Origin of the sequence: Shewanella phaeophyticola, from assembly GCF_025398315.1 — a bacterium.
GTDB classification, from domain to species: domain Bacteria; phylum Pseudomonadota; class Gammaproteobacteria; order Enterobacterales; family Shewanellaceae; genus Shewanella; species Shewanella phaeophyticola.
The window spans coordinates 4,302,422-4,323,351 of sequence record NZ_JAODOQ010000001.1 but is presented as its reverse complement, the minus strand read 5'-3'; the positions used below and the strand labels follow the sequence as shown (position 1 = coordinate 4,323,351).

Annotated in this window: 20 protein-coding genes and 1 pseudogene; 9 read left to right on the top strand and 12 right to left on the bottom strand. The window is 38.4% G+C overall.

What is annotated here, in order from left to right:
* Positions 1-233: 233 nt before the first annotated feature.
* A pseudogene (ccoG, locus tag N4T56_RS20095) lies at positions 234-1,662 on the bottom strand (cytochrome c oxidase accessory protein CcoG).
* 76 nt (positions 1,663-1,738) lie between these two features.
* Here ccoG and N4T56_RS20090 point away from each other — a divergent pair.
* From N4T56_RS20090 to N4T56_RS20080, 3 genes are all read left to right on the top strand, one after another.
* Positions 1,739-2,086, top strand: a complete 348-nt coding sequence (locus N4T56_RS20090; RefSeq protein ID WP_261734426.1) for a hypothetical protein — start codon at positions 1,739-1,741, stop codon at positions 2,084-2,086.
* A gap of 98 nt (positions 2,087-2,184) precedes the next feature.
* A complete protein-coding gene (locus N4T56_RS20085; RefSeq protein WP_261734425.1) occupies positions 2,185-3,099 on the top strand; it encodes a 1,4-dihydroxy-2-naphthoyl-CoA synthase in 915 nt (304 codons plus the stop codon).
* Between the two features lie 193 nt (positions 3,100-3,292).
* Entirely contained in the window at positions 3,293-3,514 is a 222-nt protein-coding gene (locus tag N4T56_RS20080) for a DUF2061 domain-containing protein (RefSeq protein WP_188923274.1), read from the top strand.
* A gap of 11 nt (positions 3,515-3,525) precedes the next feature.
* Here the strand turns inward: N4T56_RS20080 and N4T56_RS20075 are convergent, their stop codons facing one another.
* Positions 3,526-3,651 carry a hypothetical protein gene (locus tag N4T56_RS20075; RefSeq protein ID WP_261734424.1) on the bottom strand — a complete coding sequence of 42 codons (126 nt, stop codon included), beginning with the start codon at positions 3,649-3,651 and terminating at the stop codon, positions 3,526-3,528.
* A 356-nt stretch (positions 3,652-4,007) separates the two neighbouring features.
* Here N4T56_RS20075 and N4T56_RS20070 point away from each other — a divergent pair, with 356 nt between their 5' ends.
* Positions 4,008-5,609 (top strand): methyl-accepting chemotaxis protein, encoded by a 1,602-nt coding sequence (locus N4T56_RS20070; RefSeq protein ID WP_261734423.1) that lies wholly within the window; start codon positions 4,008-4,010, stop codon positions 5,607-5,609.
* An 18-nt stretch (positions 5,610-5,627) separates the two neighbouring features.
* On the opposite strand, the gene N4T56_RS20065 is transcribed toward N4T56_RS20070, so the two are convergent.
* The 3 genes from N4T56_RS20065 to N4T56_RS20055 all read right to left on the bottom strand — a co-directional run bounded on the left by N4T56_RS20065 (position 5,628) and on the right by N4T56_RS20055 (position 8,228).
* Positions 5,628-6,341, bottom strand: coding sequence for a PepSY-associated TM helix domain-containing protein (locus N4T56_RS20065; protein WP_261734422.1), 714 nt, complete (start codon positions 6,339-6,341; stop codon positions 5,628-5,630).
* Between the two features lie 68 nt (positions 6,342-6,409).
* Complete coding sequence (locus tag N4T56_RS20060) at positions 6,410-6,934, bottom strand: FMN-binding protein (protein WP_261734421.1); 525 nt, start codon at positions 6,932-6,934, stop codon at positions 6,410-6,412.
* Between the two features lie 118 nt (positions 6,935-7,052).
* Complete coding sequence (locus N4T56_RS20055) at positions 7,053-8,228, bottom strand: porin (RefSeq protein ID WP_261734420.1); 1,176 nt, start codon at positions 8,226-8,228, stop codon at positions 7,053-7,055.
* Between the two features lie 417 nt (positions 8,229-8,645).
* Here N4T56_RS20055 and N4T56_RS20050 point away from each other — a divergent pair, with 417 nt between their 5' ends.
* A complete protein-coding gene (locus N4T56_RS20050; protein ID WP_261734419.1) occupies positions 8,646-9,839 on the top strand; it encodes a class I SAM-dependent rRNA methyltransferase in 1,194 nt (397 codons plus the stop codon).
* A gap of 124 nt (positions 9,840-9,963) precedes the next feature.
* Positions 9,964-11,028, top strand: coding sequence for a CDP-glycerol glycerophosphotransferase family protein (locus N4T56_RS20045; RefSeq protein ID WP_261734418.1), 1,065 nt, complete (start codon positions 9,964-9,966; stop codon positions 11,026-11,028).
* Between the two features lie 95 nt (positions 11,029-11,123).
* On the opposite strand, the gene N4T56_RS20040 is transcribed toward N4T56_RS20045, so the two are convergent.
* The 3 genes from N4T56_RS20040 to N4T56_RS20030 all read right to left on the bottom strand — a co-directional run bounded on the left by N4T56_RS20040 (position 11,124) and on the right by N4T56_RS20030 (position 14,799).
* Positions 11,124-11,540, bottom strand: a complete 417-nt coding sequence (locus N4T56_RS20040) for an adenylyltransferase/cytidyltransferase family protein (RefSeq protein WP_188923269.1) — start codon at positions 11,538-11,540, stop codon at positions 11,124-11,126.
* Between the two features lie 952 nt (positions 11,541-12,492).
* Positions 12,493-13,182, bottom strand: coding sequence for a hypothetical protein (locus N4T56_RS20035; RefSeq protein ID WP_261734417.1), 690 nt, complete (start codon positions 13,180-13,182; stop codon positions 12,493-12,495).
* 180 nt (positions 13,183-13,362) lie between these two features.
* Entirely contained in the window at positions 13,363-14,799 is a 1,437-nt protein-coding gene (locus tag N4T56_RS20030) for a hypothetical protein (protein WP_261734416.1), read from the bottom strand.
* Positions 14,800-14,909: 110 nt separating this feature from the next.
* Between N4T56_RS20030 and N4T56_RS20025 the strand changes: the two genes are divergently transcribed.
* From N4T56_RS20025 to N4T56_RS20015, 3 genes are all read left to right on the top strand, one after another.
* On the top strand, positions 14,910-15,176 hold the full coding sequence (locus N4T56_RS20025; protein ID WP_261734415.1) for a DUF4258 domain-containing protein: 267 nt from the start codon (positions 14,910-14,912) through the stop codon (positions 15,174-15,176).
* Between the two features lie 11 nt (positions 15,177-15,187).
* On the top strand, positions 15,188-15,607 hold the full coding sequence (locus N4T56_RS20020) for a hypothetical protein (protein WP_261734414.1): 420 nt from the start codon (positions 15,188-15,190) through the stop codon (positions 15,605-15,607).
* A gap of 210 nt (positions 15,608-15,817) precedes the next feature.
* Positions 15,818-16,174: a hypothetical protein gene (locus N4T56_RS20015; protein WP_261734413.1), complete on the top strand. Its 357-nt coding sequence runs from the start codon at positions 15,818-15,820 to the stop codon at positions 16,172-16,174.
* Positions 16,175-17,506: 1,332 nt separating this feature from the next.
* Here N4T56_RS20015 and N4T56_RS20010 read toward each other — a convergent pair.
* From N4T56_RS20010 to N4T56_RS19995, 4 genes are read right to left on the bottom strand one after another with little or no spacing between them, the layout of a single operon-like run.
* Positions 17,507-18,340 carry a Tn7-like element transposition protein TnsE gene (locus N4T56_RS20010; RefSeq protein ID WP_261734412.1) on the bottom strand — a complete coding sequence of 278 codons (834 nt, stop codon included), beginning with the start codon at positions 18,338-18,340 and terminating at the stop codon, positions 17,507-17,509.
* Entirely contained in the window at positions 18,319-19,053 is a 735-nt protein-coding gene (locus N4T56_RS20005; RefSeq protein WP_261734411.1) for a hypothetical protein, read from the bottom strand. The genes N4T56_RS20010 and N4T56_RS20005 overlap by 22 nt, the downstream gene beginning before the upstream one ends.
* Complete coding sequence (locus N4T56_RS20000) at positions 18,950-20,500, bottom strand: TnsD family Tn7-like transposition protein (RefSeq protein WP_261734410.1); 1,551 nt, start codon at positions 20,498-20,500, stop codon at positions 18,950-18,952. The genes N4T56_RS20005 and N4T56_RS20000 overlap by 104 nt, the downstream gene beginning before the upstream one ends.
* A gap of 37 nt (positions 20,501-20,537) precedes the next feature.
* Positions 20,538-20,876 (bottom strand): helix-turn-helix domain-containing protein, encoded by a 339-nt coding sequence (locus N4T56_RS19995; RefSeq protein ID WP_315903075.1) that lies wholly within the window; start codon positions 20,874-20,876, stop codon positions 20,538-20,540.
* Between the last annotated feature and the right edge of the window lie 54 nt (positions 20,877-20,930).

The window sequence follows — 20,930 nt, the reverse complement described above, 5'->3', positions numbered from 1 at the left end:
TTGGCGTCAAGTGTTTTTTCAAACTTTCTTTTCGCTGTTGTAAGTTTCAATTTGAACCTTACAACCTGCCAGCGACGTCTGCCGTGTCAGTGGTTGCGCATTATAGGGAGCTTAAATTTTTGTGCAAGCGTAAAAAGCAGAAATATTGCAAAAACATGACTGAGAGGTGTTTTTTCAATCGAAAAGAACAAAAAAGGGACTAATCGTCCCTTTTTTGGCTATTTTACTCGGTTTTAACCACCAAAGAATCGAGTTTCTTGTTTTATCTCTACTGGATTGCCATCAATTTCTGCGGTAATTTTAATATCTATTTTGGTAATAGTTCTTTTCAGTTCAATTGGGTCTACTGCAATACTCACCGGTAATGTTAGAACTTCACCCGCCTCAATAGAGACATTCTTTGGCTCTATCCATTGTGCATTAGGCAAGCCTTCAACACTTAATTGATATTCCTGCGGTTGCTCAGTTTTATTGAGGATTTTTAATGTGAATGTATTTTCGGTATTACCTTGGTTGTTTTCTCTGAATAACGAATTACGATCGCGGATGACATCCATTCTAACAGGTGCGATAGTGGCACTAGCATAAATGAATAACATCACCATTACTGTTAATACCACTCCATAACCAATTAGCTTTGGACGTAATACTTTTTGTTGTACACCTTCAAGTTTGTTTTCGGTGGTGTAGCTAATTAATCCTTTGTCATACCCCATACGCTCCATTGTATTATCACAAGCATCAATACAGGCTCCACAGTTAATACATTCATATTGCAAGCCGTTACGGATATCGATCCCTGTTGGGCATACCTGCACACACAAGTCACAATCTATGCAGTCACCTAATCCCATTTCTTTTGGATCTTGCTTTCGGGTACGTGAATGCACGAGTTTCACCTCGCGCCGAGTCGTAACCCACTATGTAAGTATTCTTGTCAAACATTGCAGCCTGGAAGCGTGCATAAGGACACATGTGAATACACATGATTTCTCGCATCCACCCTGCATTGCCGTATGTGGCAATCGTAAAGAAGATAATCCAGAAATAGATAGCACCGCTGGCATTGAGGGTAATAAAGTCGATATAAAGCTCACGACTAGGGATAAAATAAGATACGAAGGTAGTGGCGGTAATGAGTGAGACGAGGAGCCACGATGTATGCTTTGCCGTTTTACGCCATAACTTGTTAAAGCTCCATGGCATTTGGTCAAGCTTAATACGTTTATTACGCGCACCTTCGAACTTTTCTTCAAACCATATAAAGATAAAGGTCCACACGGTTTGCGGACAAGTATATCCACACCATACCCGGCCAAGGTATGTCGTCACAAAAAACAGCCCAAAAGCGGCAATGGTAAATAAAGCGGCCAGTAATGTTAGGTCTTGTGGCCAAATAGTTAAGCCGAATACGTGAAACTTTTGTTGTGCTAGGTCAAACCATACAGCTTGACGATCCCCCCAAGGTAACCATGGTAGTAATAAGAAGAAAGACATTGCTACCCACCCCATTTGGCGACGTAACTTAGTCCATAAACCATCAATTGCACGAACGTAAATACGGTTGCGCGGATTGAAACGGTCTGCTTTACTGGCATCTGGTTGATGGATTTTGATACGTTGGTGTTTAGCGAAATCCTTGGGGTTAGATTCTTTCGTCATTTTACAGCCTTACTGCTTTAATATTGAACGACAACTAGCTTATTATATAGGTAATAACACATTATTGGATAAAAAGATGAGAGGCTGGATAGGTTTAGCAATAATCGCGGGGGTTGTATATTACTTCGCGACTGAAACTGACAAGCTTGATAAGCCAATTAACGACATAAAAAGTATGTTTACTAAGGCTGACAATAAGCTTGATTCTATGACGGGTACTAAAATCATCAAAATAGACAAGCATATACCACAAGTTAAAGCAGAAATTCGAGAACGGTTATCAACCCAAGAGAACCGTGAGTTAGATAGCGTGTTTGCCAGTAATGAGTCTATTACTGAGTTTAAAACTCAATATTGCAATAGTAGTGCACGTCATCCGGTATTTTCCAAAGAAAACTTGCAATTTATTTGCGATAAAATTTGATACCTGAGTGAGTTAACGGTTTTATGCTAACAGATTGACCTAAGTAACAAATAAGCCTAGCCTTTATGTAGAATTTACAATAGGGGTTAGGCTTTTTTATGACGCAATCACACACAGAATCGGTATCTGACATCTTTGACCCAGCCTTATGGGATGTTGTCGATGGGTTCAATTTTACTGATATCACTTATCATCGAGCCAAATCACAAGGCACTGTCCGTATTGCGATTAATCGGCCTGACTGTTTAAACTCATTTCGCCCAAAAACGGTAGACGAACTTTTTATTGCGTTAGACCATGCCAGACAATGGTCTGATGTGGGTTGCGTGCTACTAACCGGAAACGGCTCTTCCGCAAAAGGTCAGCATTCATTTTGTGCCGGCGGCGATCAGCGTATTCGCGGCAAAGATGGCTACAAATACGAAGGCGCAGAAGAAGGCCAACCCGATGTTGCCCGCATGGGTCGTCTGCATATTTTAGAAGTACAACGACTTATTCGCTTTATGCCTAAAGTGGTGATTGCGGTTGTGCCTGGTTGGGCTGTTGGTGGTGGTCACAGCTTGCATGTAGTGTGTGATTTAACGTTAGCGTCTAAAGAGCATGCGGTATTTAAACAAACCGACCCTGATGTTGGCAGTTTTGACTCTGGATACGGCAGCGCCTACCTAGCGAAAATGATAGGCCAAAAGCGTGCCCGTGAAATCTTCTTCCTTGGTTTTAATTACACCGCCGAAGAAGCCTTTAATATGGGCATGGTTAACCGTGCAATTCCACATGCAGAACTTGAAGCAGAAGCATTAGCTTGGGCCAAAGAAATTAACTCAAAATCGCCTACCGCAATGCGCATGCTTAAGTATGGCTTCAATATGACAGACGATGGTTTAGTGGGTCAGCAGTTATTTGCGGGAGAAGCAACACGTTTAGCTTATGCAAGCGAGGAAGCGCGGGAAGGACGTGATGCATTTTTAGAAAAGCGCGACCAGGATTTTTCACGTTTTCCTTGGCACTACTAAAACTTAACTAATCAACAGACCTTAGAACACTGCTATCTCATTAACAATAAAGGCTCTTTTTAAGGGTTTTTATTGTTTTACGATTAAAAAAACAAGCCTAATCGAAATTATCATTTGAAACAATCGAGTTAACCCTCTTTACATGATAATGAGAACTGTTATCATTTAAATAAATCAACAGGGGGAATTAATTATGAAAAAGACTATTAGCTTTGCTATTTTACACTTCAGTGTCGCATTTACGATTACCTATTTATTAACGGGTAGCATTGTTATCGGTGGTGCAATTGCCTTATTAGAACCAGCTGTGAATACCGTGGTGTTTTATTTCCATGACAAAGTATGGAAGAACATTGAGTCTAAACAGGCTCACTCAGTAGAAATATCAACTGAGTCGGCTCAGCTTGCTAGCTAGTCACATCATGGTTAACTGATAACCATGATGTCACTAACCGCTAGGCTAAATGAGCATAACGCTTGTAATACGCTTGCTACTCGCATAGGTATCAGTGACAACTTATCGACTTTAATCACTGTAAAAGTGTTACCCATAGGTCTCGATACAACAAACTATACTCAATCTTGGCTTAATTGCATCATGGCCATAGTTATGTTTGAAAACCAAAATCTTACACTCGAGTGCAGTTATCGAAACAGTGCTTTATCTGACATACCAAGGCTCATTACATTTCGCCATATAGATTCACTCCTCACCTATCCGAAATATACCCTCAGTTTACAAGCATAATAGAAAGCATCGAGTAAGTGATGTATATATTTTAAAGAAGCCATTAAAGCTGCCGATACATTTTTTAATAAAACAATCTACACTTGATCATCAACTGAACATAAAATCTCACTTGTCAGGTCTTATCCCTTATCTTCCTATAAATCTAAGGTATCTCCCAATGCTTGAAGCGTTTAACACCATAAAAGCTCGTATTTTGTTAGGTTATGCGGCCACGGTAATGATGACCTTGATTGCCGCAGGCTTACTCAGTAGCAGTAACCAAACAGTTAAACACGAAGTGGCCGGATTTGTGGATGGCACATTACCTGCGCTAAAAAGCATTACCAACGTACAAAGCCATGCCAAAGAGTTAGTGCTAATTGGGTATTCTCTTTACGGTACAACAATTAATGTTAGTGAGTTTAGCCAACAAAAAAACGCACTTTCGGAAAAACTTAACCAGCAGTACCAACAACTAAACTCTGTGATTTCAACACAACTAATGCCACAAATTGATGCGCTTTATACCGCGCTATCAGCATTAGAAGCGACCATGAGTCAATCCTCAGTTGACTGGGATAAAGCTCGTGAACAATTGAACTTACTCAATAATAGTGCCAATGAATTAACGAATAGACTCGACAATCTAGCACAGGATATTTCAACGCAAGCCAGCCAAAACGCCATCAATATCCAGACCGAACTAGGCGATAACACCTTGCTGATTTACGTACTGGTTGGCCTTATGGTATTAGTCGCAATGGGTGCTTATTTAGCGGCGCAAAAACAAATTGCTAACCCGATACAGCAACTGTCAAATGACCTCACTCGCATAGCCCAAAACCGCAACTTAACAACTACATTGTCAGACGAATGCATTGTTGAGATAGGGAATGTGGCCACCAGCGTAAATCGGTTAATTAATGTATTTCGCCTTGGCATGAACGATGTTTATGATGCCATTGCCAGTATCAGCCAAACCGTGGCGCACTTAAGCCACACAACTGACACATCGTCGGCATCAGTTGATGAGTTACAACACTCTATTGTGAGCTTAGTTGAAGTAATGTCGCAGCTAGAACAACACATGGAACAAAGCGTTGAGCATTCTCAAAGCGCATCGAATTCAGCACAACAAGGTGCACAAAGTATGGCGGTAGGGCAACAAGAAGTACAACACACGGCCAATAGTATTGACGAATTAGCGGATGATATTGAAACGACCGCCAGCATGTTACTGACTTTGCAAAACTCAGGTAAACAAGTGTCGAATGTAGTAAAAACCATTGCTGAAATTGCATCACAAACTAACCTGTTGGCATTAAATGCTGCCATTGAAGCTGCTCGCGCGGGTGAATCAGGTAGAGGGTTTGCGGTAGTCGCTGATGAAATTAGAACATTAGCGATACGCACGCACCAATCAACGGTAGAAATTAACACCATGCTGGCCAATATTGTTGACTCAATTCAATCCGCCGTGGGTAATATGTCATCAAATCAACAAAAGGCTCAGGAATCGGTAGAGCTTGCTAAACAGTTGGTCATTACTTTAGAGCAAAGCAGACAAACCATTTTGTCATTGGCAACGGTTAGCCAAGAAGCCGCCATGCTTGCACAGGCCTCACAGCAACAAGCTAATACCGTTAAACGTAAAGTCCTGGATTTCAGACTATTGGGTGAAACAGTATCTGAAGGAAATGAGCAAATTAGTATGGCAGGCAACAAGTTGAGCAACTTAGCCGATAAGCTCAGTGATACGGTTGATCAGTTTGAACGCTAAACCGTAGAATAAACTAGCTTATCTTGGCGTTTTTTGTTTTAACCAAATCCAAAAACCGCTCAACGATACCATCAATAGTGCTAGGGCAAACAAGTCCCACAGCCATATCGTTAAATGACCAAACAGGCGTCCGCTGTGCAAATCAAGCATCACCCGTTGCCAGCTCAAGTTAGCACTACGAGCCAGATTAATGATATCGGTATCCAAAGTATCGCTTTTATTCAACCAGATAACAGGCGTTGTCAATGCGCTAACTTCTTGCCATTCAATGAGTTGTTCGTCGGCTTTAAATACTCCATTTTCTGTATTTAGCCATACCCGGTCATCAATTATGGCCAGCGCGAATAACCCAGGCGGAAGACCTGTACTGGTATTTTGGGTTTCTTGTAATTGGCCGTGCTTATCAAATAAATATAACTGTTGGGCATCAATTGCTACCAGCATATTACTGGCGTAAGCGGCGCAGATCAGTGTGTCGGCCGCTTCTAAAATCATTTGTTGGTTTTGCCACAATAAGTTGTCGGTAATGTATAAAGCGGAAGAGCCGTGACCAAATTGAGCAACATGATTAGGAGCAGCAATGCCGTAATAATCCAGTAACCATGCCTGAGTCACTCCCGTTTTATCTAACCCCAGGTCGTCACTGTGATTAATCGCCACACCCGTTAACGTTAACAATAAAATAAATAATGCACTCGCCAAGCCTAAGCGGCGATGCCAGGGACGAAGCATACGTAAAAATCTGATGCGGAGTGTGTTTTTTCGATAGGGAGTTGTCACGCTAACCTGCTTAACATGGCTTATTGATTAATATGGGCATCAAGCAACAGCGCAATACGCGACAGTTTTGTTAATGCTCTTACCGACAAGGTTGCCCCTGTGATACCGTCAATGTGTTTATCGAGTTGATGTTGTTCAGTTAACTTGGCCGCTTTAAATTGATCGGTAAAAAAATCATGGCGAACTTCATCACCACGGCTTTCTCGGTACACCAATACTTTGGTTTGAGCAATTTGCTGATCTTTTACGTGAATACCAACTGTAATCGGCGATTCTTTACCAATTTCATCCATAATCCACACGGTTTCATTATTGTGCAACCAATAGCGTACGCGCATTTTATTAAATCGATGCGCCAAAATAGCCTCTACCGCTTGCTTTAAATCATCGTCGAGCCATAACACCTTAGCCTCACCACTATTGCCGTTAAATGCCTGGCTTATAAATGCATCATTTGACTGATATTGAGAGGCAGCGTGTGCTTTGTGCGTTGGAAGATACCCTAAAAATAACAGTATTAAAAAGACTAAAGCGAAACGAAACATTAGCGCATACCATCCATAAACAATTAAAAATAAGGGTGCCGACAATATACACTGCTGGCACCCAAATTATTATCGATAATCGATTTTACCGATAAATGGCGTTAACACTTATCAGTATTTAGAACTGATAACCAACACCTAGGTTAAAGCCGTCTGAATCTGCTGCACCAGTGATTTTTTCAAAGTCAGCTTTAAAGACTACGTTTTCGTGTAACCAGTAGTTCACACCTAGGTTAGTTTGCTTTTTCTTGGTTTCTGCACTGTTACCTGCATTGTTGTCCCATTCGTTGTATCGCGCAAATACACCAAACTGATCGTTAATGCGGTAAGCAGGTTCAATATAGAAACCATTTTGCTTATCGCGGCCTAATGCTTCAGCTTCTTGACCATCGATATCCCACTGTGCAAATAATGCTTTAACGGTAAAGTTTTCGATGCTGTAAATAGCATGTGCCGTTAATAAGGTTGCAGAGGCAGTATCAACACCCGCTTCACCTTGAGTTAAATCTGATTGGTATTGCACAGTAGCCGCTAGCTCTAAACCAGGTACGGCAGTGTACTTAACACGGCCGGTGTAGGCTAAATCTTCACCTTTGGCTTCAGACACTTTTTGACGACCATTACGGATTTTATAACCCGAGCTTTGGTCTAAATACAAACCAGAGGTTACGGCTGTATCAAACGCTAAACCAGGAGCGGCTTTCACATTAAGCGTTAAACCAGCTTCCCACCATGTTGCAGGGATAATGTCTTTTTCAACTGGGTTACGCTCAACACCATAAAACGTATTCGGCTCATGAGTTTCGTTGATAATACCCACTGGCATTAAAAATAGACCCGCTTTACCTGTGAACATCTCATTAAAGTCATGCTCAATATAAGCTTGCTCTAACTCAACTTCACCTTTTTTACCTTCACCCGCTAATGAATGTTCAACTTCTAGCTCAGAGAAAAAACGGGTTGTGCTATTAAACTCATGGCCAACAAATAATACAAAGCGGTGAAAGTCGAATTCTTTTTTATCGGTACCGGTTTTGTTATCAGTAATGTTGTTATAGTGCAATTCACCATAGCCACCAATAGTGGTAGCAGACTTGCTAGACGCGGTAGACTCGACAACATCAGCTGTGGTTTCTACGCGTTTTTCAGTTTGTTCAAGGCGCTTTTCAAGATCTTTCAACACTTTTTGTTGCTGTTCAATGATTTGGCGTAATTCGGTTGTTTCGTCAGATGCCGTAGCGTATTGGCTAGAAAACAGGCTTAATAAAGTGGCCGCAATTAACGTTTTTTTCATTTTTTATCCTGATAAGTCAATGTGAATAATATCGTAAATTTATGTAAAGCAGTGTAAATTTTATGGGGATTATACATAACGTTTATGTTAATGCAAATTATTACCATTTAGCTTACAAGGCCTATATCACATAAAATGAATAAACTGATATCTGTCAGGATTAGCCAAACTAAAACTCAAATAACCGCAACAATGCCCAATCAACCTGAAGATACGTATTTCGCTTTGATTGGGAATAAAACCATAACCACAACAAAAAACTCCACTTATTAATGATGATTTGTCAGGTTTTTAACCCCAAAACACGCTATGATCTGCACTCGTCGCAATAGGCTTATTTCATCATGCGTCACAAAGACAAAGATGAGTGGCATTGCGAAAACGTTATTCACTTTTTATCGACATTAGGCAACACCCATGGCTATCAGAATTAAACTTAAACCCGGTCGCGAACGCTCACTCGATCGTCGTCACCCTTGGGTCTTTTCCAACGGCATACATAATGTTAATGGTGGTAAACCTCAAGCAGGAGATACCGTTGATGTAGTGGCACACGATGGACGATGGTTAGGACGCGGAGCCTGGTCGCCCGAGTCGCAAATTCAAGTCAGGGTATGGACCTTCGATAAACAAGAACAAATTGATAGCGACTTTTTTGCAAGACGCATTAAACGCGCTCAAGCTGGACGTGATGATCTGATTATTGAACAGAGCCTAACGGGATACCGCTTAATTGCTGCTGAGTCAGATGGGCTACCCGGTATCACCATTGACCGCTATGCCAATGTGCTTGTATGCCAGCTACTCAGTACCGGCGCAGAAAAGTGGCGCGACACTATTGTTGAGCAACTTGTGCAGCAATATCCAGATTGCGCCGTGTATGAACGCTCAGATGTCGATTCTCGTAAAAAAGAAGGCTTAGCACCAGTAATGGGGCTACTACACGGTGAACTACCACCAATGCCAGTCATCATTGAAGAAAACGGCATTAAAATCGCAGTCGATGTAGTAAAAGGCCATAAAACCGGTTTTTATTTAGACCAACGTGACAACCGCGCTATGGCGGCTCGTTTCGTTAAAGGTAAATCGGTGTTGAACTGTTTTTGCTACACGGGTACCTTTGGTTTGTATGCAGCTAAAGCGGGGGCAGCCAGCATTGAAAACGTTGATGTGTCAGGTTTAGCGCTACAAACTGCGCGTGACAACATGGCCATTAACAACCTTAATGATGACCATGTAAATTACAACGAAGCTGATGTATTTAAGCTACTGCGCCATTACCGCGATGAAGGTAAAACCTTTGATGTTATCGTACTCGACCCACCTAAATTTGCGGATAATAAATCACAGTTAGATGGTGCATGTCGTGGCTACAAAGACATCAATATGATTGCCATGCAGTTACTTAATCCAGGCGGCATACTGCTCACCTTCTCATGTTCAGGCTTAATGCAGTCAGAGTTATTCCAGAAAGTCGTTGCTGATGCAGCATTAGATGCCAAACGAGAAGTGCAATTTGTTGAACGTATGCATCAAGCAAGCGATCACCCAATAAGCAGCGCATTCCCTGAGGGGTATTACCTTAAAGGTTTGGTTGCTCGCGTTTGGTAAATAAATACTAGTTACTGAAAATCTATGGCATTAACAATTAACATATTTACGCCCTACTCGCTTAATAGGCTTATGATGTTGTTAGTGTTGATGTCTAAAAAGCGTAAATATAGGTGTTTTTAACGTGTTTGCACAATCAAATAATAATTTAAAGGCTGTAAATGAAATGCGCTATTTATTTTATGTAACCTTGTCATACTCTTTTAGCGTACTTAGGCCGCTTGAAATTGCGATTAAAAAACGTGGTGGCAAAGTGGCTTGGTTTATACCTAAAGGAAGTGAGGCTGAAAAGTTTCTCTTATCTAGTGATGATCGTTTGGCTGACGTTAACCAAGTCAAAAAATTTGATCCACATGCTACGTTAGCACCTGGAAACTTTATTCCTGATTTTTTCCCAGGAATAAAAGTACAAGTTTTTCATGGTTTCGATTCTGGCAAAAAAGGTAAATTCAATATACGGGGCTTTTTTGACTTATATTGCACCCAAGATCCCAATATTACTCAAGGTTTTAGCTCAATCAATGATGGGACTTGTGAGGTTGTGGAAACCGGCTGGTCAAAACTAGATCCATTATTTTCATTACACCAAGATACTGAAAAATATCAGTCTGAAAAACCGGTGATCTTGTATGCCCCTACTTTTTCACCCAGCCTAACCAGTACGCACGCCTTATACCCATTTATTAAGCAACTCGCTGAAACTAAAGATTGGCAGTGGATTGTAAAATTACACCCCAAAGCAACCGCTGAAGAAGTGACAATGTTTAAAGCTTTATCAAGCAATAACTTACGCTTTGTTGAAACTGGGGATATTATACCGCTGCTACAAGCTGCCAATATCATTTTATCAGACACTTCTTCAATACTGACTGAATTTGCTTTACAAGAGAAGGTTGTTGTCGCGCTAAATAATCGACGTCCTGAAGAGTGGATGGTTAACTTTCAACAACCATCACAACTCGAAAAAGTGTTAGACACCGCTTTACAACCAAACGAAAGTTTGTTGCAAAAGATAAAGGCGCATTGTGATTCAATTCATCCTTACAAAGATGGTCATTCGAGTGAGCGAGTATTAGATGCAATTGATAAATTGGTTACTTCAGGAACATCTCACCTTAAAGCAAAACCTTTAAACTTAATACGTCGGATAAAAATACGAAAGAAATTAAAGTATTATCATTGGAATTAACACTCATAATATTGAAATTTTCTATGATATTTAATGAGGTAATCGCCCTTACAGGTAACACTACAAGGGCGTTATATCACAAAGTTTTCTGTCGGTTATTTGATTTTACTTAGTACGTCTCGAAGTATAGAGCTTGAGGTATGAGTCGTATAAGAAAAATACATAATCTCTACACCTAACTTTGCAAAATCTTTTTCAATTTCAATCCATTTGTCAGTACCTTTCCAATCATCACCAACAAACATTTTGTCAAATTTTAGGTTATTCCAAGCTTCTAGTTTGTCATAGCTCATTTGTGGCACAACTTCATCGACAAACTTTATTGCTTCTACAATTTCCAAGCGCTCTTGGAATGGAATAACCGGCTTTTTATTTTTTGCCGACATAGATAATTCGTCACTTGTCACCCCAACAATGAGGTAATCGCATTCAAGCTTGGCGCGCTTTAACACATTGAGATGACCAATATGGAACAAATCAAACACACCTGTGGTATAGCCAATTTTTTTCATATAAAACCCAATTAACAAATGGATATCAAACCCGTTGTCCACATTATGCCATGATGTTTGCTATGACAGGAATCACTTATCAACTCATTCCCTATTCAAATAAAATAAATGTTAAGTCGTACCATGACGCAGTTTAATTGATACGACTAACCCAGTTAAAACATAATTGATTTAACTGTAGATTGAAATGACTAAACGAAAAACCTATTCAAAGTAATTTAAGCTTGATGCCATTATGCTAGAGGACAAATTATAGCATTGCTGAAGCTTCAAAAAATCTAGAAGTGAGTGCTCAACACCTTGGTCGTTGGATAAAAGGTTCCTAAAATAATGATGGTCATGTATGACCTGGTCAACTGAATTAAGTCACCCTGGTTAAGTTCATTAAGCGGCTTCTTTTATCTGCTTATCCATAAGCTCAAATTTATTGGGACTTTGATAATCCAGCTATGAATGCATCCGTTGGCTTTTGTACCACATTGTAATGTAATTCATCACATCTTGCAGAGCTGTTATGCGTCCGATAGTTTTGCCTGTGAACTCGTTCCTGTTTTAAGCTACCAAAAAAAGAGCCCTGGAGTTTAACTACCCATGACTATTGCATTAACATAACTTTTTATCTTAAAAAAAAGCGACCACTCAATGAGCCAGTCGCTTTTTATTAGTTTCGAACATTTCACAGTAGCTAACTTGTTTAGTTTCTAACTTTTCAGTTAGTCGCTATCTTTATGACTAGTTTCGAACTCTATTTAACTTCCACAATTGTGCGTTTATAAAATAGTTTGATAAAAAAACCACAGGTTCTAGGGTCATTTAAATGCTAATGTTTGATCTTTTTTTACAACTGCGTTTTAGAAAAATTATAAAATAGTTTGATCTTTTTTTCTAACCCACAACTAATACAAACAGCTTGTTTTTTGCGCTATACCTGATCTTGTCAATGCTCTTTATTTCATAAAAATATGCTTATTCCTGCCTCATTTTTAATCCATTCAATGACTGTAACTTTTCCAACGGGATTATACCTACTGAGATGCGGTAAACCGGCTACAAATAGTTTATTGCCATTGATAATTGTGTGAAAACCTCTGCATATAAACCCCTTATGTCCTGATGGACATATTTTTTCAACGTCATGAGCCCCAACTAACTCTTTAATAAATGAGTATGGAGAGTCTTTACCGTTACCAAAAGTGAGAATTAGCTTCGGTTGAACAAGCCCTAAAACCGCTTCATGTACTGGCCAACATAACCCTGCCAATCCAAAGCATAACGTCTCTGAAGAAGTAGTTGTTTGGAATATCAAATTAGAAGCACATACCGTCCTAACGTCATAACCAAGGTCTACTAACAATTGAACCACACGCTTCTGTAAAGGAGCTTTATCGACATCTTGCAATTGCAACGGTTCACATTGTTGTCTCTTCCAGTTTTCGTCCACGAAAGAGTTTTTGGTTCGAGTCAACATATCATCTATGTGTTGTTCAATCGTGATAAAAGGTTTACCTCCAGGGTTTAGCCCCAGAAGATATATATCGCCCTTTGATAATGTTTCATGAGAACTATATATGATTTCCCCTGGTCGACACAGAATATGTTTCAATGCTCGTTTGGCTAGTAATGGCAAATCTTCTTTCAACATAGATATGGCTCACTTTGTTCAATTTTTCTCTGAAGCGATTTATCCACTTTATCTGATATTCATTTTCGCTTAACACTTTACTTTTTTTTGCCGGCAACTTTTGATGATAGCAAGCCGCTAAGCTTATACTAACTTTTAGACAGATAACTATCTAATAAAACCGAATATGTAGATTGTGATTTAGGGTTCATAATCATCTAAAAATTCAATGTACTGTTTCGCACCAGCTAATAATCCCTTGAGCGTCTGTTTGTCATTAATTATGAAACCACAATGTTTTCTTTGTGCCATTTTATTTTTGACGTTATGCCTATCTTCAAATTCTATTATTGAGGTAAAATTTCTGTTTATATGACGTGCATCTCGTAAAATCATAAACTGGAGAAGTTCCATTAAACCATTCTCTCGATCCATTAGTGTTGGGAAAAACTCAGTACTTTTAACTCGATAATTTTTTGCTAATTCTTTTAATGAGAACGTTTCACTTTTAGACGCTTGAAACTGCAAAAATCTAGCAATAGATTGATCTCCTGCAAATCTAAAATCAATGTGTGTTTCAATACCAAAAGGATTGATTTGATTATATATACCAATGGATATTGCACGTATTTTTTTTAAGTTTTTCTCCAAGAAAAGTTCAAAAGGTGTAGATGTTTTATCGTATTTAGTCAGATTATACTCGTATCGATTAACTGATATATCTTCTTTTAACTCATCGATTTGGCCAGGAACATACAACATTTTATTAACCCTTAATACTTCTTCGAAACATAGTCGGTTATGTGTGGCATATACTGATAAAAGAGCATCTAGTTTTTCTTCTTCTATTGAGTATTGATATACCCAAGATGCAAATAAATAGGCTCTAATCGGATGATTAATAGAATAAGCAACATAATAATCATCAACAGGTACGAATAACGTCCTAAATATGCTTTCAAACTCTTTAGGTAAAAGACAAGAAACAAATTGTTGAAACTCAAGATCATCATTACTCAGTACTTGTATAATAAAATTTATCCAATCTTTTCTCTTAAATTCATGCACATACTCCGCATGCTTTGCTATATCTTCAAAAGGTCCAAAATCTGCCGCATTAAACATTTCATAGCTACTATTTACTGGTAACTCAAAACTTTCACGCTTAATCCCATATTTTATTTCAAGTTCAACAACTTTTTCAGCACCTCCAAAATCAGATAATAATCGAAAACTCTCTTGATCAAACAGCTTTCTTATAAGTCCGATATTTTCTTCTTTTAATATTTGAATTTGTTCCTGCTCTTTAGTTGTAGATACGTATTTTTGGCAGCCTCGCGGCAAAAACACACGTATAAAAGAGCTTATATAGTAATCACTTTCGTCTGACGGTAAACCTAAAGCTTCAATCAGGTAAGGTATAGAATTAAGAGGTAGTTTCCGAGCAGAATTTCCAGTGATAACTTCAGCAAGAGTTGATCTACTTCCAATACTTCTAGCACCTGCAATTTTTTGTGCTTTGTTGTGCCACTGAGTCGTATTTAGCCCGACCTTGCGCTTTAACCTTTCCAAAAGAACATTAGCATCAACTAGTTGCCTTGTATCGAAATCTAAAATTTTAAACTCGCTGGTATTCATAAGTATCCTGAACGTGATTGAGCATGACTCCAAAAAACATTGTCGCAAAAAGAGACGGTAAATTAAAGATGAACTTGTTAACCTTTAGTTGAAACAAACAAGGAGAATATATGACTCTTTATACTAACCATGCACGCGCAAGAATGCAGCAAAGAGGCTTTACTGAAGAGCTAATTCAGGCAATCTTAGACTTCGGAAAGGAGTACTTCCGTAAGGGATCTATTGTTTATTTAGCAGACAAAGGTTGCATTAAAGAATTGATAAAAATGGGATATTCAAAATATTTCTGTGAGAAGTGCAAAGGTCGATATGTGGTTGTTAGTCATACTGGTGACATTTTAACAGTTGCCCATAAACATAAACATTTTGCGAGATAGGAGATAAACAAATGCCAATAGTAACTGCAATTGACCATAAATTTCACCAGAAACAACGCCATACTTTCAGCTATTCATATAACATTTGTCGAAGATGTGGAGGCGGTGGTTATCTTCCTCAATACTCGCATATTGCTAATGGTATATGCTTTTCTTGTCACGGCGATGGTGAGTATCAAGGTTGTTATACTTCATCAGTCTTACCTACAACACCTTTAATTAGTCACTCTAGATATTGGTGCATCATCCTTGATACCACCGACAAAATTATTGCCTCATTTACTTTAGATCACGATTGTAACCCAGAATTCCATATTCAAAACAGATTGGAAGATACGAAGCTTTCAAGAGATAATGTTCGTGTTATTTTCGGTGAAAAAAATGAAGCACTTAGTAGCTTAAAAACTAGGATTAAGCTCAAGCAGTTCTGAAGTTATTAATCATGATCACCGATAAAGCCACAGCTGGCCAAGTGAAGACTTTAAGAGCCTTGAAGATGCAATAACTTGGGTGAAAGGCTTCGCTAATTGGTACAAGAACGAGCACAGGCATAGTCGTATCAAGTTCGTGCCCCCGGCAACGTCATGATGGTGAAGATAAAGTTATATTGGCATAAAGACTTTAATTATAGGGAAAATAAGTTGAAAAACTCACATCAAGCACAATTAGAAATAAGCCATGTTGAACGTGGTTCATGGGAGCCTAGCGGAGTAGGCTTTGGATTACATGGATCAGGACAAGGTGCGGGTGGACGACCAGTCTCTAATGAATACATGAGAGAACAAGAAGATAAGTTCAGTCTTAAAAATCGAAATGTAAAAGCCAAGCAACAATTTAAAGTCGATAAAAAAAATAATGAAAGAAATCTGAAGATAAAAGAGATTTCTGATCGATTAGATCATGCAAAAGACATGTTAAGAAAGTATCAAGACAACCCATTTAAAACCAAAGAAACTGAATATTTTAAAAAATTAATATCGGAGCTAGAAAGCACATAACAGATAAGGATAGGCCTATCGAAGCGTCTGTACTCCAAAATCACGAACATTAAAGAGTAAACACTGTAGTGTGAAGAGTAAACTCTAACTACTCAGATCAGACACTTGGCACACTTTATTAAGCTTCTTGTTAATTTACAAAAAAAACTTCACCTAATGAAGAGTCAGACGGTAATCCCACGACAAATAACTGAGGCTTAAAGTAGAATTTTCCAGTAACCGAATAACAGGAGAATTCTAAATTGAAAAAACTACTTTTATCTGTAAATGATGGATCATTTTGAGTGTATATTAAAGACTAAGGAGAAAAATTAAATGATAATGGATTGGTGGGGGTACGACAATAAATTGAACACTTGGGTATACCTTGATCGCTCGATCATTAATAATCAGCCAGGCTATGCCCATCTCTCTTTAATATTCGTTAATTGTAAAGACGAAAGTATATACAAAGTTAAACGAAAAGATTGGAACGAACCACGTTTCATATTTGAAAAAAAATGCTCGCTGAGAGGGAAGACAATCAGCGTAGTGCTCTCCAATCTTACAAAACTAAAATCAATATCTATCGGGATATAGCAAGGCCATACGAGAATGATCCAAATGCGTGCACTAAATCTACTTTCAATAGCAATGAGCCATCTCCCTCATCCCATCAAAGAGTAAAGCTCACTCCAGAACAAATCAGAGCAAGGTACGCCAGAGAGTATTCTGATGATGCATGGAGTGAAGTAATTAGGTACGTTGAATTAATGAAAAAACTAGATATTCGGGATCAGGGTACATGCAATGAATATATCACCAAGTCTAGGCTTTGGGATAAATATCCAAACATCAGAGCTATGAACGACCATGGCTATGGTAGAGAGATCGAAGGCATAACCCGCTCCGCTTACCGCCTAGTTTGCGAGTTAATAAGTTTACAAAACGGATTTGGCTCACCTTTGCTTCAATCCAGAAGATACTGATAGGATTCCAATGGTTTTAAGCCATTCAAAGGCAAAGTATCTAACCACTGCAATGAAATTCAAGCACTTAACAACCACAGATCTGATTATACAAAAAAGCGACCTGCTCTATAGCACGTCGCTTTTAAAATGAGATCTTAAATCTTTTTAACTGTTCTAAAACCTATGTATGATGGCAGCACTAGACTAAAGGTTACAGTTTTATTCGTCATTTTTGTCTCCCAATTTGCACGCTAACAGCATACCATTTTTCTTAATTGGTGGCAAAATTCACTATGCCACATTTGCTATTTATCCTTTTCTAGTACTTGACTCAGCTTTTTCCTCAAATTAATAATCCACATACTCCTATATTCATCTTCACTTAAAAACCTGCCCTTTTGTTTTTTTGGGGGTGATTACAAGGCACAAAAAAGTTAGTTCGATCTCGAATGAACTGATGTTGCCATTGAGCACCATTATCAGAAAATTGCTGAATAATTTCTTTAAAATTAGTATCGGCATCATCCATAAGTCCAAGTATTAATGTGCTTGCTCCTTTGGATTTTATCAAACTAGTTGTGTCAGCCTCTAACATCACTATTTTTGTTTGTGCAATATCAAGGATTGCGACGAAAAACCTAAGCGTTTGTTTATCTTTAGTTTTAAATATTACTTTACTATTGTTTGTTGGGTTCGGGAAAACATGGCACTTAATCGACTCAAGTGTAATACTTTGACTCTGACCAAGCTCCTTGACGACCTCCTCAAACATAATGAATTTTTGAGGCAACTCATCAGCTTCTTCGAATCCATCATCATCTTGATTAATAACGGGATCATATTCTTGAGCGTCTCCATCTCTTTCAGGTGAACCGACACCAGATTGATCATGCTCTGTTTTTTCATTTCCCTCAAAAAAAACAGGCTTAGATACCCCTTTACCATTAGAAACAACCGTGCCCTGAATACCAGATACATTAAAAGAAAAACCTTTAACCTTTTGAGTATGAAGTCGTTTACCAAACGCAGGAATACTACCTAAATCTAAATCCGGATCTATATCCACATTTGGTGTTTTACCACGTTTTGAATTTTCTTTGTCGCATGTGTCGGTAAAGTCTATACTAGGATGTTCTAGCTCGACACCAAAAAACTCCTCAGAGACTTTTGCATCTACAACATCTTCAATTCTCTTTACCTTGAGGCGTTTTGACAATGGATCCCTAATAATTGACAGCTCAAACTGCCATCCGACCAAATTGGGGGGATAAATTCAAACGCTATCGAATCTGTATTTTTCTGAAAAGATTGATAAATAGAAAAAAAGCTCTGCCTCGCCTCACGGTCTAAAAAAAGCCAAATAATATGATTGATTTTGTTTTTCGTATTTAAATAACTAACAGGATATGTAGTCGATTTTGGAAAAATAATCTTTAATGGCGTACATGTACGGTGCACAAAAGCAAGTTCAGACAAGCCATTTGCATTATATGCAGCATTTACCAAGTGTCGATGGTGAAAAAAGATTGTTCTTGCTAACTCAAAACCTGAAACAGAAATCAATCCCTTATCAGTTTGATAGATGTATCGATAGTGCATTGATGATTCATCAATCTTAACTAACTCAGTAACACGCACCGTTACTTTTTCATATTCAACTTCATCTAAAATGTCTTTTTCAGAGAAGGTTCGCCCAGGTGCTAACATATTTGCCATTTCAATAGGTAGTGATGAGCAAATACCGTCAATCCACTCAACACCGACATAAATTTGTTTGTTTTTAAAAAGATTTTTAGACTTAAATACGCCATTGACCTTTTTTAATTCAACATTCCTTGGGAGGTAATTTAAAGCGGGAAAACGTTTCGAAATCCATTCTGAGAATGTGTTTGACAGGTTTTCGGCTACGCTTTTTGCTAAGTCCGGCAATACGTTCAATTTCATAGGGTTTAGGGAAAGGTTCATGTGAATTTATGCAATTCACCATAATAGCCAGAACTCTACGAATTTGGTACTCATCTATTGATTCAGTGTATTTTACAAAAAAGCTTAGACATAAAGGTAATTTATCTAAGTGACTAGCAATCCCCCAAGGCACATTAGTTTGAGCAATAAACCAAGTTTGAGTCATGCGTGGTAAGTTCAAATTCTCATAACTTTTATTGCGGATTTTAATGAGCTTTTTAACAATATCAATGTCGCGCTTGCACCAATTTATTTGCCTCCCGACATCATTACGGAAACGATTTGGCAAATGTTCTTGTAACCAAGCATTGTCATAGCGATAAAGCCATGAGTAAACCCTTGAGCCTTCAGTTGTCGCTCTAACATCTTTTAAAATTGACGTTGGTGAGCAAATTACTAACCAGATAGCACGATATTCTTCGTATCGTTCAACTGCTTTAATATTAGTGTAAATCCTTTTTTCTCTAATTTTATCAGTGATTAATGCTGCATTTTGAATAGAGTCTAAAAAAGAATAAGAGGGAAACAGAGCCATATGACACACTATATGATGAAGAAAACTATAATGTCGTCTGTGTTTGCGAAAAAATGCTAACAACCAATTGTTTTCTAGGCTGACGCTTAAGCCTTGTTGTTCTAAAAAAGCCGTTCCCCAAAAATGTTCAATTTGAAATCGAATATTAAGATGATCAGGTCTACTCCCAATAACTAAACCATACTCCGCTATGCTGCGTTGATAAAAGATGGTCCATTGCAATGGTGTGACATATGGTGTTTTAGTTATTAATAACTGCTGTATCGAAATAGCCAACGCCAACAATTTGTTATTGGGCTCAACATTTAACAAGGTTAATTGTGCTTGAGGCGCAAGATATGAAGCATCTTTAAAAGCATGCCTTCTATCGGGGAGTAATTTAAACGAGCTATTTTGCAGGTAACAAAGGTGCTTAGGACATACAATTACTCCAGGTAGTTGAAATAACCTTCGCCAATACGAATAAGCTAGATTTACTTGATCTTCAGCTAAACATTCAGGGCAATACCGATAATAGCGGAGCCACTTAATGCTTGAAGCATTAATCCCAACACTTGTCATCACATGCGATTTATCACTGTTTATCATTCTATTCTGAACATCATTTACTCGCGATGGCTCAACAAAAGACTGAAAAAGTGGAAGTATAGAATGACGTTGAATCAACTCATTTTGACTTATAAACCAGATATGGCCAACCTGTGACAGTAAAGCTTGAAGATGCCCTTGCAATAGAGGTGAAGGGACAATGTTTCGAGAGCCAAAAAGTAATTCTAGTGCCGCTTTATCATTTCTTAAACCTTGTCTTGATACAAAACGAGCAAGAATACTGACGAGTAATTCATCATCATGCGCCACAGGAAATTGCATAATCATAACTGATCCCATTAAATGAGATCGGTAGAAATATTAGCTATTCATCTGCACTATGAGTAAGCGATGCTATTAATGATTTCTTATCTTCATCACTTAACGAAGCGATAAGAATAGCCAGCTCTGCACTTTGGTCATCTTCACAAAAAAAGTAGTTTAATGGCACTTTCAATTCATCAGCCATTTTCCTAAGCGTTTGAATATCAGGAACATGCCTACCTTTTTCGTAGTGGTTCATACGACCGCTGGCAGAACTTTCATCCATACCGACTCTTACACCAAGTTCTTTCTGTGAAATACCCACTTTCTTTCGAGCCTGTTTAAGTCGCTCAGGTATTGGATTGTTATGCAATTTATATTCATCTTCAAAATCTCTCATGCTTAGATTGTCTAAGTTTTACTTATTTCTGTATACTTAGCAATCCTAAGTTTT

Bases quoted from the DNA above. Each gene is read 5' to 3' on its own strand.
- N4T56_RS20000 (WP_261734410.1), bottom strand. From the start codon at position 20,500: ATGATTATGCAATTTCCTGTGGCGCATGATGATGAATTACTCGTCAGT.
- N4T56_RS20090 (WP_261734426.1), top strand. From the start codon at position 1,739: ATGAGAGGCTGGATAGGTTTAGCAATAATCGCGGGGGTTGTATATTAC.
- N4T56_RS20030 (WP_261734416.1), bottom strand. From the start codon at position 14,799: ATGAATACCAGCGAGTTTAAAATTTTAGATTTCGATACAAGGCAACTA.
- N4T56_RS20060 (WP_261734421.1), bottom strand. From the start codon at position 6,934: ATGTTTCGTTTCGCTTTAGTCTTTTTAATACTGTTATTTTTAGGGTAT.
- N4T56_RS20080 (WP_188923274.1), top strand. From the start codon at position 3,293: ATGAAAAAGACTATTAGCTTTGCTATTTTACACTTCAGTGTCGCATTT.
- N4T56_RS20035 (WP_261734417.1), bottom strand. From the start codon at position 13,182: ATGTTGAAAGAAGATTTGCCATTACTAGCCAAACGAGCATTGAAACAT.
- N4T56_RS20055 (WP_261734420.1), bottom strand. From the start codon at position 8,228: ATGAAAAAAACGTTAATTGCGGCCACTTTATTAAGCCTGTTTTCTAGC.
- N4T56_RS20075 (WP_261734424.1), bottom strand. From the start codon at position 3,651: ATGGGTAACACTTTTACAGTGATTAAAGTCGATAAGTTGTCACTGATA.
- N4T56_RS20040 (WP_188923269.1), bottom strand. From the start codon at position 11,540: ATGAAAAAAATTGGCTATACCACAGGTGTGTTTGATTTGTTCCATATT.
- N4T56_RS20065 (WP_261734422.1), bottom strand. From the start codon at position 6,341: ATGCTTCGTCCCTGGCATCGCCGCTTAGGCTTGGCGAGTGCATTATTT.
- N4T56_RS20070 (WP_261734423.1), top strand. From the start codon at position 4,008: ATGCTTGAAGCGTTTAACACCATAAAAGCTCGTATTTTGTTAGGTTAT.
- N4T56_RS19995 (WP_315903075.1), bottom strand. From the start codon at position 20,876: ATGAGAGATTTTGAAGATGAATATAAATTGCATAACAATCCAATACCT.
- N4T56_RS20085 (WP_261734425.1), top strand. From the start codon at position 2,185: ATGACGCAATCACACACAGAATCGGTATCTGACATCTTTGACCCAGCC.
- N4T56_RS20020 (WP_261734414.1), top strand. From the start codon at position 15,188: ATGCCAATAGTAACTGCAATTGACCATAAATTTCACCAGAAACAACGC.
- N4T56_RS20025 (WP_261734415.1), top strand. From the start codon at position 14,910: ATGACTCTTTATACTAACCATGCACGCGCAAGAATGCAGCAAAGAGGC.
- N4T56_RS20050 (WP_261734419.1), top strand. From the start codon at position 8,646: ATGGCTATCAGAATTAAACTTAAACCCGGTCGCGAACGCTCACTCGAT.